At 72.2% G+C, this 14915-nt stretch carries 12 protein-coding genes; 7 read left to right on the plus strand and 5 right to left on the minus strand.

The annotated features are described in order from the left end of the window. Window positions 1–31 precede the first annotated feature (31 nt). Window positions 32–301, plus strand: a complete 270-nt coding sequence (locus ACZ6S4_RS05655) for a hypothetical protein (RefSeq protein ID WP_465473757.1) — start codon at window positions 32–34, stop codon at window positions 299–301. On the opposite strand, the gene ACZ6S4_RS05660 is transcribed toward ACZ6S4_RS05655, so the two are convergent. Both ACZ6S4_RS05660 and ACZ6S4_RS05665 read right to left on the minus strand, forming a co-directional pair. Beyond that, window positions 270–1136, minus strand: a complete 867-nt coding sequence (locus tag ACZ6S4_RS05660; RefSeq protein ID WP_465473758.1) for a glycosyltransferase family 2 protein — start codon at window positions 1134–1136, stop codon at window positions 270–272. The genes ACZ6S4_RS05655 and ACZ6S4_RS05660 overlap by 32 nt on opposite strands. 83 nt (window positions 1137–1219) lie before the next feature. After that, window positions 1220–4093: a M36 family metallopeptidase gene (locus ACZ6S4_RS05665; RefSeq protein ID WP_465473759.1), complete on the minus strand. Its 2874-nt coding sequence runs from the start codon at window positions 4091–4093 to the stop codon at window positions 1220–1222. Window positions 4094–4247: 154 nt separating this feature from the next. On the opposite strand from ACZ6S4_RS05665, the gene ACZ6S4_RS05670 reads away from it, so the two are divergent. From ACZ6S4_RS05670 to ACZ6S4_RS05680, 3 genes are read left to right on the plus strand one after another with little or no spacing between them, the layout of a single operon-like run. Next, window positions 4248–5696: an FAD-linked oxidase C-terminal domain-containing protein gene (locus tag ACZ6S4_RS05670; RefSeq protein WP_465473760.1), complete on the plus strand. Its 1449-nt coding sequence runs from the start codon at window positions 4248–4250 to the stop codon at window positions 5694–5696. Then, complete coding sequence (locus tag ACZ6S4_RS05675) at window positions 5696–6835, plus strand: FAD-binding oxidoreductase (RefSeq protein ID WP_465473761.1); 1140 nt, start codon at window positions 5696–5698, stop codon at window positions 6833–6835. Before ACZ6S4_RS05670 ends, ACZ6S4_RS05675 begins: the two co-directional genes overlap by 1 nt. After that, window positions 6835–8238 carry a (Fe-S)-binding protein gene (locus tag ACZ6S4_RS05680; protein ID WP_465473762.1) on the plus strand — a complete coding sequence of 468 codons (1404 nt, stop codon included), beginning with the start codon at window positions 6835–6837 and terminating at the stop codon, window positions 8236–8238. The genes ACZ6S4_RS05675 and ACZ6S4_RS05680 overlap by 1 nt, the downstream gene beginning before the upstream one ends. Here ACZ6S4_RS05680 and ACZ6S4_RS05685 read toward each other — a convergent pair. After that, window positions 8187–8777 carry a TetR/AcrR family transcriptional regulator gene (locus ACZ6S4_RS05685; RefSeq protein WP_465473763.1) on the minus strand — a complete coding sequence of 197 codons (591 nt, stop codon included), beginning with the start codon at window positions 8775–8777 and terminating at the stop codon, window positions 8187–8189. The genes ACZ6S4_RS05680 and ACZ6S4_RS05685 overlap by 52 nt on opposite strands. A gap of 66 nt (window positions 8778–8843) precedes the next feature. On the opposite strand from ACZ6S4_RS05685, the gene ACZ6S4_RS05690 reads away from it, so the two are divergent. After that, on the plus strand, window positions 8844–9368 hold the full coding sequence (locus tag ACZ6S4_RS05690) for a hypothetical protein (RefSeq protein WP_465473764.1): 525 nt from the start codon (window positions 8844–8846) through the stop codon (window positions 9366–9368). 3 nt (window positions 9369–9371) lie between these two features. Here the strand turns inward: ACZ6S4_RS05690 and ACZ6S4_RS05695 are convergent, their stop codons facing one another. Further along, a complete protein-coding gene (locus ACZ6S4_RS05695; RefSeq protein ID WP_465474140.1) occupies window positions 9372–11573 on the minus strand; it encodes a rhamnogalacturonan lyase family protein in 2202 nt (733 codons plus the stop codon). 252 nt (window positions 11574–11825) lie between these two features. Here ACZ6S4_RS05695 and ACZ6S4_RS05700 point away from each other — a divergent pair, with 252 nt between their 5' ends. Then, a complete protein-coding gene (locus ACZ6S4_RS05700) occupies window positions 11826–13220 on the plus strand; it encodes a glycosyl hydrolase (protein WP_465473765.1) in 1395 nt (464 codons plus the stop codon). A 5-nt stretch (window positions 13221–13225) separates the two neighbouring features. Further along, window positions 13226–14356, plus strand: a complete 1131-nt coding sequence (locus ACZ6S4_RS05705; protein WP_465473766.1) for a cellulose binding domain-containing protein — start codon at window positions 13226–13228, stop codon at window positions 14354–14356. 225 nt (window positions 14357–14581) lie between these two features. On the opposite strand, the gene ACZ6S4_RS05710 is transcribed toward ACZ6S4_RS05705, so the two are convergent. Next, window positions 14582–14911, minus strand: a complete 330-nt coding sequence (locus ACZ6S4_RS05710; protein WP_465473767.1) for a putative quinol monooxygenase — start codon at window positions 14909–14911, stop codon at window positions 14582–14584. Window positions 14912–14915: the final 4 nt, after the last annotated feature.

Below are 14915 nucleotides of genomic sequence, written 5' to 3' on the forward strand. Positions count from 1 at the left end.
CCGTGCGGTCCGTCGATCACCAGTGATAATCATGACTGTGACGAATTGGGAATACGCACGCCTGGAGTACCGGGCGGCCGGCACCTTCGGGGCGGACAAGTTCATGGACTGGACGGCGACCTTCTACCACCCGGGTGGGACGCTGCGCTGGGGCACCGACGAGCGCTTCGACGACCTGCGTCACCTCAACCGGGCCGGGGCGGCGGGCTGGCAGGCGTACGACCGGGCCGCGATCCACGTCATCAACGAGCCGCACCGGCTGCACGGCGTCACGTACTCGATGCGCCGCCCGATCCCGTAGCGCTCATCGGGTTCTTGCGCGCGGCGGCCGGTCCCCGGCCGCCGCGCTGCCGCACCAGATGCAACGCGCGCACGGCCGGCCGCAGCGACATCAGCAGCCGCGCGGTCACCCAGGCCCGGTGGTACGCGCCGCGCCGCACCACATCGGCGTGCCGGGCATATCCCCGTTCGGTCATCACCAGGTACGCCCGGAAGTCCCGCGCCCGGTCCCGGATCCGGCGCGACGACGTCCCGGCGACCAGCGCGGGCACGAAGGCCACCCGCTGTCCGGCGGCGTACAGGTGGATACCGAGGTCGAGATCCTCGTGCACGCCGCGGTCGTCGCACAGCGAGCCCCGCACCGAGCGCCACGCCTGCGCCCGGATCGCCATGTTGGCGCCGTGGACCCAGTCGAGCCGGCCCCGGCAGCACCGCACCCAGGCCTGTCGCAGCAGCAGATCGGCGGCATCGACGAGCCGGGGCAGGGCGATGTCGTAGTACCGGACCGGGCCCGTGACGGCCCGCACCCGCGCGTCGGCGAAGGCGGTGTGCAGCTGCCCGACCCAGCCGGGACCCACCCGGGTGTCGGCATCGATGCGGGCGAGCACGTCGCCACCAGCGGCGTCCAGGCCGGCGGTCCGGGCGTACTGCACGCCCTGGCGCGGCTCGCGCAGGACCGTCACGTGGCCGGCGTAGGCGGTGAGCCGGGCCAGGGTGGCATCGGTGGAGTTGTTGTCGACGACGATGACCTCGTCGGCGGGGACGCTCTGGGCGAGCAGGGCGTCAAGGCACGGGCCGATCATCTCGGCCTCGTCGTACACCGGCACGACGACCGAGACGCGCAACCGGCCCGCCATGAGAGTCCCCTGTAGTCAGTCGGAGCACTGCCCGGGACGGGAGGTACGCGGCCGCCACCGCGTACCTCCTCGGACCGTGCGGGTCAGCTGCTGAAGACCTCGAACTCCGCGGCCACCACGTTCGCGGCGGCGGGTGCGGCGGTCGCGCAGTCGCTGGCGCTGCGCGGGTCGTTCTCCTGCTCGCCGGCGTACAGCGGGTTGCCCGTGCACTGGTTGGTCAGGACCCGCAGTTTCACGTGGGTCGCCGGCGTCGGGCGGACCGGGAACGACTTGATCAGCAGGTTGGGCACCTTCGGCCGGAACGAGCCGGTGTCGAAGGCGTTCGCCGGGCTGGCGTACGCCACCTTGTAGCCGGCGTCGGTGGCACAGTCCGCACCCGCGGTCGCGTTGCAGGTGAGGATCTCGAACTGGCGCACCGTGCTGTACATCGACGCGGTCGTGGCACCCGGGCCGGGGAAGGCGCTCAGCTGCACCCGGGAGACCAGCTTGGCCGTGTCGGCCGGCAGGTCGACGGTGACCTGGCGGCCCGCCGCCCCGCCGGTGGCCGACCACGCGGCGTTCTCGGCGTCATCGGTGAGCCGGCCCAGGTTGGTGCCGTCGCCGGTGATCGTGGCGCCGGACGCGGCCGAGGCCAGGTTGGCCGGCATGACCACGCCGACCGTCGCGGTGACACCCGGGTAGATGGTCTGGGTGAACCGCTTGTGGCCGAAGCCCGCGCCGATGGCCAGGAACTTGTACGTGCCCGGGGCCAGCGTGACCGTGGCCGGCAGGTCGGTGGCCGGGTCGGTGTCGGCGACCGGGACCGTGCCGAACTCGTGGTCGCCGACGTAGAGCCGGACCGGCTTGCCCGCCGCCTCGCCCAGCGCCTTGAACGTCACTTCGACGTTGTCGGCGTACGGCGACGCGAAGCTGGGCACCGGGTCGGTGTCCGACGGACCGCTGGACGCACCGGCGCCCAGGCCCCGGGCGGAGAACGCGTTCCACAGCAGGTCGGCGTTCGCCCCGTCGAAGCGCAGCGCGTCGGCGGTGATCATGTTGTCGCGCATGTCGAGCATACTGATCGAGCCGGTCGCCGCGAGCAGGTACGAGTCGAACACCAGCTGCGCCCAGCGCCGGTTGCCCGGGCACTCGGTCGCCGGCGTCGCACCGGACGCGCAGCTCTCCTGCAGGGCCCGGGTGCCCGAGCCGTACCGGGTGACGAAGGCGCGCCGCACGTCGAAGTTCGTGGCGCTCCAGATCTCACCGTCGGCGTGCACAGCCGCACCACGGTCGTAGCCGTAGTTCGAGTAGTTGAGCGGGCTGTTGCTCATGTCGTAGTTGCGGATGCCCGTGCTCAGGTCCCCGGTCACGTACGCGCCGGTGACGTACGGCGTGTTCCCGCGCGGGGTGTAGCCGCTCTCGAACAGGTACTCCATCGCCAGCAGGTCGGACCAGCTCTCGCCCATCGCCCCGCCCTGGCTGGAGCTGATGCCGCTGTCCGGCCCGGCGATCATCCGGTTGCTGATCGCGTGGGTGTACTCGTGGCCGATCACCGTCATGTCGAAGTCACCGTCGACACAGGGCGGGTACGCGCTGCCCGCGAACGGCTGCCACATGTACATGTTCGTGGTCGGCTGCATGCCGTCCGGCGGGGTCGCCTGGTTGGCGTTGTTGCGCGTGGTCGCCGTGGCCGCGCCCTGCTGGGCGTTGCCGCGTTCGGCGTCACCGCCCTTGCCGTACGGCAGCACGTTGGTCTTCTGCAGGTTCCAGGTGGCCTCGGTGAAGCCGAGCCGGTAGGACCAGTCGTGCATCCGGTTGTGCATGGCGAACAGGTTCGCGGTGGCCGCGTCGGCGTCGGCCTGCTCCGGCGAGGTCAGCGCGTTCGGGTCGCACTTGCTGGTGTTCCACTGGTTGGTGAAGGGGTAGACGTACTCGCGGTCGGGCCGGGTCGCGGCGGGCACCGCCGGCGCCCCGTTGCCCCACAGCCGCACCGAGTCGGCGGAGTTGCCGCTGCTGGTGAAGGTCGGCGTGCCGGTGGCCGGGTCGATGTCCCAGGGCTTGCCGGTGGCCGGGTCGAGCACCTGACGGGCGCAGCCGGGCGCGGTCGTCGCGCACCACGTCTGCCGGGTGTCGGTGCCGGCCGCGGTCGGCGTGCCCGGGAAGACCTTCCAGTGCGGGTCGTCCTCGGCGAAGTTGACCAGGTTCTCCCGGATCAGCACCTTGCCGTCGCGGGCGTCGACGTAGGTGGTGTAGCCGAGCGGGTGGTCGGCGTCCTTGCTCAGCACGACCACCGCGTACGCCGTACGCGGGGCGGCGCCGGGCATCGGCACCGCGACCTGGCGGACCCTGGAGTCGGCGAGCTCGTCGCGGGCGATGCCGGCGTCGGCCAGCGCGGCGGCCAATGCGGCGTCGGGCGTGAGCGTCGCGGCCGCCGGTTCGGCGGTCTGCGGGCTCAGCGACGAGGTGACCCGCAGGACGTCGCCGCCCTTGACCGCCACGGCGACCAGGCCGTCGTGGGCGGCGGCGAGCTTGCCGTAGCGCTGGCGCATCAGCACGACCGTGCCCTCGCCGACCTTGGTCTGCGCGATGGTGTCCAGGTTGTCGACGGCGGCGCTGCGCAACGAGAACAGCCCCACGCTGTTCTTGAGGAACGCGCGCGCGACGGCCTCGGCGTCGCCCTTGAGCCCACCGGCGAGCTTGCCTTTGGCCGGGGTCACCGAGGCCGGGGTGCCCAGCTTGTTCCAGCGGGTGACGAGGTTGTCGTCGCGGACCAGGGAGCGCTGGCCCGCGGTGGGTGCGGCACTGCCACCGCGGTTGTCGACGAAGTCGTAGTCGTGGTCGGGGTGCTCGCCGGTCAGCGGCGTGGCCGCGGCCGGCTGCGGGTCGGCGGGTGCCGCGGTGGCGCCGATGGGCGCGGCGGCGATGATTGTGGTCGCGGCGAGGATTCCGGCGACGGCTGACCGTCTGCGTAAACGCACGCATTGCCTCCTGGGATCGGCCTGGAGGATCTCTCCAGACGATCGAGACACTACGCGTGCATAGACGTGCATTGATGAACGAAATGTTTCAACCATGACGGCGGCTCTCGACTGCCACGCCGCGGGAAGGTTACGTTGTCCCAGGGGGTCGCCGATGACCACGCTTGACGTACTCGCCGCCCGGCTGCGCGCCGAGCTGGGCGCGGACCGGATCGTGAACGACCGGCAGCAGCTGCGGACCTACGAGTGCGACGGGCTGGCCCACTACAAGGTCATCCCCGGCCTGGTGGTGCTGCCCCGCGACGCCACCGAGTGCGCCCGTACGGTCCGCGCCTGCGTCGAGGCGGGGGTGCCGTTCGTGGCCCGCGGCTCCGGCACCGGGCTCTCCGGCGGCGCCCTGCCGCACGCCGAGGGCGTGCTGATCGTGACGTCCAAGATGCGCGCGATCGTCGAGGTCGCCCCGGACGACGAACGTGCGGTGGTCGAGCCCGGCGTGATCAACCTGCACGTCACGAAGGCGGCCACCCCGCACGGCTACTACTACGCCCCGGACCCGTCCAGCCAGCAGATCTGCTCGATCGGCGGCAACGTGGCGGAGAACTCGGGCGGCGCGCACTGCCTCAAGTACGGCTTCACCACCAACCACGTCACCGGCGCCCAGGTGGTGACCCCCGACGGCGAGCTGATCGAGCTCGGCGGGCGCGCGCCGGACACCCCGGGCTACGACCTGCTCGGGGCGTTCGTCGGCTCGGAGGGCACGCTGGGCATCGCCACCCGCGTCACCGTACGGCTGACCCGGCTGCCCGAGTCCGTGCGTACCCTGCTCGCCGCTTTTCCCTCCACCGACCAGGCCGGCGCCGCGACCTCGGCGATCATCGCCGCCGGGGTGGTCCCGGCGGCGGTCGAGATGATGGACGCACTGGCCATCGAGGCCGCCGAGGCGGCCGTCGCCTGCGGCTACCCGGCCGGTGCGGGCGCGGTACTGATCGTCGAGCTGGACGGCCCGGCCGCCGAGGTCGACGCCCAGTTCGACCAGGTCACCGCGCTGTGTGAGGCGAGCGGCGCCTTCGAGCTGCGGATCGCCGCCGACCCGGCCGAGCGCGCGCTGTTCTGGAAGGGCCGCAAGTCGGCCTTCGCGGCGGTCGGCCGGATCAGCCCGGACTACATCGTGCAGGACGGGGTGATCCCCCGGACGGCGTTGCCCGAGGTGCTGCACCGCATCGGCGAGGTGTCGCGCGCGCACGGCGTACGGGTCGCCAACGTCTTCCACGCCGGCGACGGCAACCTGCACCCGCTGGTGCTCTTCGACGACGCGGTGCCGGGCGAGGCCGACCGGGCCGAGGAGGTCTCCGGCGCGATCATCGACCTGTGCATCGAGTACGGCGGCTCGATCACCGGCGAGCACGGGGTCGGCATGGACAAGGCCAAGTACATGCCGCGGATGTTCACCGACGACGACCTGGAGACGATGCACCTGCTGCGGTGCGCGTTCGACCCGGCCGGGCTGGCCAATCCCGGCAAGATCTTCCCGACGCCCCGGCTCTGCGGCGAGGTGCCCCGGCGGCACCGGGCCGGCGAGTCCACCCCGGCGGAGCTGTTCTGATGGCGCTCTGGAGCGACGCGACGGACACGGACACGGTCGCCGGCGTGCCCGCGCGGTTCGTCGCCGCCCCGGCCAGCACCGAGGAGGCCGCCGCCGTCCTGCACGAGGCCGCGCGCGACGACCTGGCGGTGGTCGTCCGCGGGGGCGGCACGAAGCTGGACTGGGGCATGCCGCCGCGCCGGCTCGACCTGATCGTCGACACCCGGCGGCTGACCGGGGTGGTCGAGCACGCGGCCGGCGACCTGATCGTGGTGCTGCGGGCCGGGACCCCGCTCGACGGGCTGGACCTGGCCGGCCAGCAGCTCGCCCTGGACTCCCCGGTGCGCGGCGCCACCGTCGGCGGCGCCGTCGCGACCGCCACCAGCGGCCCCCGGCGCCAGCTCTACGGCACGGCCCGCGACCTGCTGATCGGCATGACGGTGGTCCGGCCCGACGGCCGGGTCGCGCACGCGGGCGGCAAGGTCGTCAAGAACGTCGCGGGGTACGACCTGGGCAAGCTGCTCACCGGCTCGTACGGCACCCTCGGTCTGATCACCGAGTGCGCGTTCCGCCTGCACCCGCAGCCTCCCGTCTCGGCGTTGGTGCTGCGGACGGCTCCGGCCGCGGAGATCGGTGCACTGCTCGCCGCGGTCCGGGGCGAGCAGGTGGTGCCGTCCGCCGTGGAGATCGACGCGCCGGCCGCCGGCCCGGTCACCCTGGCCGTGCTGGTGGAGGGCACCGCCGCCGGCGTACGCGACCGCGCCGCCCGCCTGGAGAAGGTGCTCGGCGGCCAGGCCACCGACGAGTTCCCCTCCTGGTGGGGCCGCTACCCGTGGGACCAGGCCGGGATGAAGCTCACCGTGCCGCTGTCGCACGTACCGGACCTGCTCGACGCCGGGGTGGCGGTCCGCGGCTCGGCGGGCACCGGCGTGCTCTACGCCGACGTGCCGGTCGAGTCGGCACCGACCGTCGTCGAGCGGCTGCGCGCGACCGCTGTCCGCGCGGGAGGGCACGCCGTCGTGCTCACCGCGCCCCAGCCGGTCCGGGAGATCGTGGACATGTGGGGACCGGTGGCCGGCCTGGCCCTGATGCGCCGGGTCAAGGACCGGTTCGACCCGGGACACCGGTTCGCCCCGGGACGCTTCGTGGGAGGCATCTGATGGTCGACGCGACCTGGGGCACCGGCCCGGCACCACGCGACGTGCTCGGCCCGGTCGCCGGCGAACCGGCCTTCGACGGGCACCGCCCGCCCCGGCGGGAGCTGGTGGACGACTGCGTGCACTGCGGCTTCTGCCTGACCACCTGCCCGACGTACGTGCTGTGGGGCGAGGAGATGGACTCGCCGCGCGGACGGATCTACCTGATGAAGGAGGGGCTGGACGGCGAGCCGATGAGCGACGCCATGGTGCGGCACATGGACGCCTGCCTGGGCTGCATGGCCTGCGTGACGGCGTGCCCGTCCGGCGTGCGCTACGACCGGCTGATCGAGGACACCCGCGCGCAGGTGGAACGACGACATCACCGGCCGCCCCGGCAACGGTTGCTGCGGGAGGCGATCTTCGCACTGTTCCCGTACCCGCGGCGGCTGCGGTTGTTGCGGGTGCCGTTGCGGGCGTACCAGGCCACCGGCCTGCAGCGGCTGGTCGCCCGCAGCGGGCTGCTGCCGCGGCTGGCGCCGACGCTGGCCACCCTGGAGTCGCTGGCGCCGCCGCTGACCCGGGTCCCCCGGCCGCCGCGCCGGGTCCGGGCCCGCGGCCCCCGCCGCGCGGTCGTGGGTGTGCTGACCGGCTGCGTGCAGGGCGCGTTCTTCCCGGACGTGAACGCGGCGACGATCCGGGTGCTGGCGGCCGAGGGCTGCGACGTGGTCGTGCCACCGCGGCAGGGCTGCTGCGGGGCGCTGAGCGTCCACAACGGGCGCGACGAGGAGGCGCAGGGCTTCGCCCGCCGGCTCATCGACCGTTTCGAGCGGGCCGGCGTCGAGCGGGTGGTGGTGAACGCGGCCGGCTGCGGCTCGTCGATGAAGGAGTACGCGGACCTGCTGCGCGACGATCCCCGGTACGGCGAACGGGCGGCGGCGTTCGCGGCGAAGGTCCGGGACCTGTCGGAGATGCTGGTCGAGCTGGGCCCGGTGGCCCGCCGGCACCCGTTGCCGGTGACCGTCGCCTACCAAGACGCCTGTCATCTCGCGCACGCCCAGGGCATCCGGGCGCAGCCGCGGGCGCTGCTCGACGGCATCCCCGGGCTCGAGGTGCGGGAGATCGCGGACCCGGAGATCTGCTGCGGCTCGGCCGGGATCTGGAACGTGCTGAACCCCGGCCCGGCGGCCGAGTTGGGCGACCGCAAGGCCGAGGATGTGCTCGCCACCGGGGCCCAGCTGCTGGTCACGGCCAACCCGGGCTGCCTGATGCAGGTCGCGGCCTCGGTCCAGCGCCTCGGCGGCGAGATCGCGCTGGCCCACACGGCCCGGGTCCTGGACGCGTCGATCCGCGGCCTGCCGGTGTCGGCGCTGCTTCAGCCGGCCGGCTCGTCCTCGTCGGGGCGGCCGGACAGCTCGTCGAGGTAGGCGTCCAGCTCGGCCGCCGCCGCCTCGGGGCTCAGGTGGCCGGCCAGGACGTGCACCGACAGGCCGTCGACCACCGCGTGCAGCCGGCGGGCGGCCGCCTCCGGCCCGGTGCTGACCAGCTGGCGGACCAGGTGCAGGCAGAGGTCGTACATCGCGGTGAAGTGCAGGCGCTGCACCCGGGCCAGCGCCGGGTCGCCCAGACCGAGCGTCAGGAACGAGAACATGATCGACGCCTCGGTGTGCCGCTCGGCGTCCAGCGGCATGGTCTCCGCCAGCACGGCGCCGATCTGCTCGCGCAGCGTGCCCGGCGGGTCGAGCTCGCGGATGCGCTCGCTCGCCCGGGCGATGACCTGCTCGCACGCGAACGCGAGCAGCTCGTCGCGGGTGGCGAAGTAGTGCCGCAGCGCCCCTGAGGACCAGCCCGACTCCGCCGCCACGGTGCGGATCGAGATCTCGGCGACGCCGTCGCGGGCGATGACCCGCCACACCGCCTCGGCGAGCTCGCGGCGGCGTTCGGTGTGATCCACGACCTTCGGCACTCGCCGATTATCGCACGGGTGTGTTACCAAGGAAGCAACACAGTCGTGTGAAAACGGGGGGACATCATGATCGCACTGATCGTCGCGTGCGAGATCGGCTTCTGGGTGCTGCTGGGTGCCGGGCTGGCCGCCCGGTATCTGCTGCGCGCCCGGCGGCTGAGCACCGCGCTGCTGGTCGCCGTACCGCTGGTCGACGTGGTGCTGCTCGCGGCCACCGCCGTCGATCTGCGGCGCGGCGCCGAGGCCGGCTTCGAGCACGGCCTCGCCGCCGTCTACATCGGCGTCTCGCTGGCCTTCGGCCACCAGCTCACCAGCTGGGCCGACCAGCGGTTCGCCCACCGATTCGCGGGTGGGCCCGCACCGGTACGCCCACCGCGTACCGGGCGGGCCCACGCCGCCCGCGAGCGCCGGCAGTGGCTGCGGCACTTGCTGGCCTTCGCCGTCGCCGCCACCGTGCTCGCTGTCCTCACCCTCATCGTCGGTGACCTGAGCCGGACCGTTCCCCTGTGGGCCGTCATGGCGCCCTGGTCCATGGCTCTGGTCATCGACTTCATCGTGGCCTTCAGCTACACCCTGTCGCCCCGTTCCTGAGCGTCATGGCTGAGTGATGCTGGGCCGGGGCGGCGTCGCCATGTTCGCCCCGATGAAGAAGCTGGGGTGCGGGGGCTGGTTGTAGGCGGTGTTCTGCCAGGCGAGCGCGAGCCGGTACTGCGCGTCCTGGAGCAGGGTGGTGATCCGGCGGTCCGTGGCCGTGGGGGTGGCGTAGATCCGCAGGGCGGTGTTGTCCGCGGTCGGCCAGATCACCTCCTCCCGCCAGTCGCCGAACAGGTCGCCGGACAGCGACGGTGTCGACTTCGTGCCGTTGTTGGAGTGCACGCTCGCCGCGGTCAGCAGCCGGGTGTCGCCCGAGGTGCCGTACTTGTCGATGTGCGTGCCGTCCAGCAGCTCCCGGACCGGGTCGCCGTCCCACCAGGCCAGGAAGTTGGCCGAGCCGGGCTTGCGGGTGGCGACCACCGATCCGGCCGGGCTGCGAACCCCGTCGGCGGCCGACGACCAGGACTCCGCCCCGGCGCTGCCGGACCAGATGTCGGCCGAGACGCCGCGGCCGTTGTCACTGCCGGCCGGGGTGGACCACAGCACCTGACCGGTACGGGCGTCGGCGAACCACGACGTCGGCTTGCTGGCGTCCTCGTCGACCTTGAAGACCTCGAGGCCGGCCCGCGCCGGGTTCAGGTCGCCCACGTGCATCGCGTCGCCGTGACCGTGGCCGGTGTTCCACAGCTTGGCCCCGTTGTCGTCGATGGCCAGCGAGCCGTAGACGATCTCGTCGCGGCCGTCGGCGTCGACGTCGGCCACCGACAGCTGGTGGTTGCCCTGCCCGGCGGTGCCCGCGTTGGTGGAGCTGTTGCTGTCGAAGATCCAGCGCCGGGTCAGCGTGCCGTTGCGGAAGTCCCAGGCCGCCACCACGGTACGGGTGTAGTAGCCGCGGGCCATGACCAGGCTGGGCCGCTGGCCGTCGAGATAGGCCGTGCCGGCCAGGAACCGGTCGACGCGGTTGCCGTACGAGTCACCCCAGGAGGAGACCGTGCCGCGGGGCGGCTCGTAGTTCACCGTCGACAGCGCGGCCCCGGTGCGGCCGTCGAACATGGTCAGGAACTCCGGTCCGGCCAGCACGTAGCCGCTGGAGTTGCGGTGATCCGCCGAGGCGTTGCCGATCACCTGACCGGTGCCCGAGACGGTGGCGTCGGCGGTCTTCATGGCCACCTCGGCGTCGCCGTCACCGTCGTAGTCGTAGACCTGGAACTGGGTGTAGTGCGCGCCCGCCCGGATGTTGCGGCCCAGGTTGATCCGCCACAGCCGGGTCCCGTTGAGCCGGTACGCGTCGACGTAGACCGGGTCGGTGACACCGGACTGCGAGTTGTCCTTGGCGTTCAGCGGGTCCCACTTGAGCACGATCTCGAGCTGGCCGTCACCGTCGAGGTCACCGACACTGGCGTCGTTGGCCGCGTACGCGGAGCCGTCGGGGTTCTGGATCGGCACGTCGAGGTAACCGTTGGCGAAGTTGAGCGCGGCCCCCGAGGCGGCCTGCTCCACTCCCCCGACCACGGCCCGCACGGTGTATGCCGCCCCGGCCGCGGCGCCCGCGTCGAGGTAGTTGGTGGAGGCGGTGATCGGGGTGGCGTTGACCTTGGTGGTGCCCCGGTAGACGTTGAAGCCCACGTCGGCCGGGTCGGCGGCGAGCCACCGCCAGCTGACCAGGTTGCCGCTGCCGGAACGGACGCTGATCAGGCCGCGGTCCAGGCGCTCCATCTGCCGCCCGCCGGCGTTGGCCGGTGGCGGTGAGGTCGGCGGCGGCGAGGTGGGCGGCGGCGAGGTGGGCGGCGGCGAGGTGGGCGGCGGCGTGCTCGCCGGAGGCGTGCCGGCCGGCGTCGGCGGCGGGGTCGTGGTGGTGCCGCCGGTGCACGCGACGCCGTTGAGGGTGAATGCCGTGGGATTGGTGTTGGCCCCGGTCAAGGCGCCGTTGAAGCCGAAAGAGGCGCTCGCACCGGTGGCGATGGCCGCGTTGTAGCCCGCGTCGCGCACGCTGACCGCGGCCCCGGACTGGGTGACGGTGCCGCCCCACAGCTGGGTGACCGTCTGGCCGGACGGGAAGCTCCAGCCCAGCGTCCACCCGTTCACCGGATCGCCCAGGTTGGTCACCTCGACGGCGGCGCCGAAACCGCCCTGCCAGGTGTTGGTCACCGCGTAGGTGACCTGGCAGCCGGCCGCCGCCGACGCGTTGACGGCCGAGAGCAGCGCGGCGCCGAGCGCTACGACCCCCCAGGCCGGCGAACTTGGTGATGGTGCGCATGTAGTCCCCTCGCAGTGACTCCCGTCGATTGGGAGCGCTCCCAACCCTGCCGTCGGGAAATGCTCCCGTCAAGCCCCCGAAATTTATTTGAAATTAACTTTCGTAAATCTCTTGCCTATTGCTGGGAGCGCTCCCATGTCACAATGCCGTCTATCGCTTACGCGGTTCAGTACCGAGTGCCCTCCCCGGGAGGAATGATGAGACGATCCAGCGTGGTCGCGCTGGCCGTGCTGCCGTGCCTGGTCGCCACGGCGGCCGTGGTCACCGCCGGTGCCGCCGGCGCGGCGGCCGGTTGCCGTGTCGCCTACACCGTCACCAACACCTGGCAGGGTGGCTTCGGCGCGTCCGTGGCCATCACCAATCTCGGCGATCCGGTGAACGGCTGGACGCTCGGCTGGAGCTTCCCCTCCGGTCAGACCGTCACCCAGCTGTGGAACGGCGTGGTCAGCCAGTCCGGCGCCGCGGTCACCGTCCGCGACGCCGGCTACAACGCCGGGATCGCCACCAACGCCTCCGTGTCGTTCGGTTTCAACGGCGCGCTGACCGGCGGCAACACCTCACCGTCGGGATTCACCCTGAACGGCGTCGCCTGCACCGGCGGGATCGGCACTTCACCGCCCACGACGGCCCCACCGCCCACGACCACCCCGCCACCCACGACCACCCCGCCCACTTCGGGATCGTGCTCAGCCACACCGGTCGACCCGGCCGCCACGGCCGCGGCCCGGCGACTGCTGTGCTACGTCTACAGCCAGTACGGCAACCACATCCTGTCCGGCCAGCAAGAGTCCACCTGGGTCGACGGGCCGGACTACGAGATGAACTACATCCGCGACGCCACCGGTAAGTACCCGGCGATCCGGGGCCTGGACATGGGCGACTCCCCGACCTTCGGCGCTCGCGCCCTGGCCTGGTGGAACGCCGGCGGCATCCCGATGGTCGGCTATCACATGGGCGCACCCAACCAGTCCCAGGACGGCTACGCCGGCTCGCAGCTCACCGCGAACATCAACGCCGCGCTGACCGAGGGCAGCGCCGACAACGCCACCTTCAAGCAGCGGATGGACGCCGTGGCGGCTCAGCTCGCGCAGGTGCAGGCCGGCGGCGGCGCGGTGCTGTGGCGGCCGTTCCACGAGGCGGGCGGCACCTGGTTCTGGTGGAGCAAGGAGGGCGGCAGCCAGTACGTGCGGCTGTGGCGCTACATGGTCGACTACCTGACCCGGGTGAAGGGACTGCACAACCTGGTGTGGCTGCACCCGTACAACGGGGAGCCGCAGGCGGCGTTCTGGCCCGGCAAGGCCTATGTGGACATCGGCGGGGCGGACACCTATGCGGGCGATCACGGGCCGTTGACCACGCTGTTCAACCGTACGAAGGCCGTCGTCGGCAGCACGGTGCCGATCGCGCTGCACGAGAACGGCCGTATCCCCGATCCCGCCCAGCTGCAGTCGACCGCGACCCGCTGGGTGCTGTTCAACACCTGGCACAGCACGTTCGTCAGCGACACCGCCATCAACCCTGTGTCGACCTTCCAGGCCGTGTACGCCAGCCCGTACGTCGTCACCCGCGACGAAGTCCCCAACCTGAGGTGAATGTGATGTCGACGAGAAGAATCCTGGTCGCCGTGGCCGCGGCCGCCGCCGTACCGATCGGGCTGCTGGCCGCGCCGGCGTCCGCGGCCGCGGGCTGCCAGGTCACCTACACGGTGACCAGCCAATGGCAGGGTGGTTTCGGCGCGTCCGTGGCCGTGAAGAATCTGGGCGACCCGGTGACCGGGTGGACGCTGGGCTGGACCTTCCCGTCCGGCCAGACAGTCACCCAGCTGTGGAACGGCGTGGTCAGCCAGTCCGGCGCCGCGGTGACCGTCCGCAACGCCGGCTACAACGGCGCGCTGGCCACCGGCGCGTCCACGTCGTTCGGCTTCAACGGCTCCTGGACCGGCAGCAACGCGGTGCCGGCCAGTTTCACGCTCAACGGGGTCTCGTGCACCGGTGGAGTCACCACCCCGTCCCCGTCGACCCCGCCGCCGTCCACTCCGCCGCCCAGCACCCCACCGCCCACCACGCCGCCGCCCACGACTCCGCCGCCCACGACCCCGCCGCCGGCGGGTGGCGTGGTCAAGGTGATGGCGCTGGGTGACTCGATCACCGGGTCGCCGGGTTGCTGGCGGGCCCTGCTGTGGCAGCGGTTGCAGCAGGCCGGGCGGGCCTCCTCGGTGGACTTCGTCGGCACCCTGCCGGGGCAGGGCTGCGGCTTCACCTACGACGGTGAGAACGAGGGCCACGGCGGTTTCCTCGCCACCAACGTCGCCGACCAGAACCAGCTGCCGGGCTGGCTGTCGGCAACGGACCCGGACGTCGTGATGATGCACTTCGGGACCAACGACGTGTGGAGCAACCGCTCCCCCGCCACGATTCTGGCGGCGTTCACCAAGCTGGTCAGCCAGATGCGCGCATCCAACCCGGCGATGAAGATCCTGGTGGCGCAGATCCTGCCGATGACACCGAGCAACTGCGCCGAATGCAGCCAGCGGGTGATCAACTTCAACGCGGCGATCCCGGCGTGGGCAGCGGCGACCAGCACCGCGGCCTCACCGGTCACGGTGGTCGACCAGTGGACCGGCTTCAACACGGCGACCGACACCCCGGACGGCGTGCACCCCAACGACAACGGCAACCGCAAGATCGCCGACCGCTGGTACCCGGCGTTGCTAGCGGCTCTCTCCTGAGCCGGCCCTTGACCTGAGCCAGACCTCGAACTGGGCCGGCCTTCGACTCGAGCCAGCCCTCGAGCTGGGCCGGCCTTCGACTTGAGCCAGCCCTCGAACTGGGCCGGCCCGAGGTTTGGGCCGGCCCGAGGTTTGGGCCGGCCCGAGGTTTGGGCCGGCCCGAGGTTTGGGCCGGCCCGGAAGCGGCGGCCCCGGACCGGGCGGAGGTCCGGGGCCGCCCATCGTTCACTTGCCGGGCACCGCCATCTCGCCCAGCTCGGACCAGTCGTCCTGCTCGACCGTCTGACTGACGATCTTCGGGGTCGCGGCCAGGTGCGGCGGCAGGTCCAGCTGGGCCTGCTTGAAGTGGGCCGACCCCACGTGCGCCGCTCCCGCCTCGCCGTCGCGGAAGGCCTCCACCAGTACGTACTCGGCGGGGTTGTCGAGGCTGCGGGACCACTCGAACCACAGGCACCCCGGCTCGGCGCGGGTCGCGGCGGTGAACGCGGCCGCGATCTCCGGCCAGTTGTCGGCGTCCTCCGGCTTGATCAGGAACTTCGCGGTAATGAAGATCATCGGT

Source organism: Actinoplanes sp. NPDC051405 (assembly GCF_055586185.1).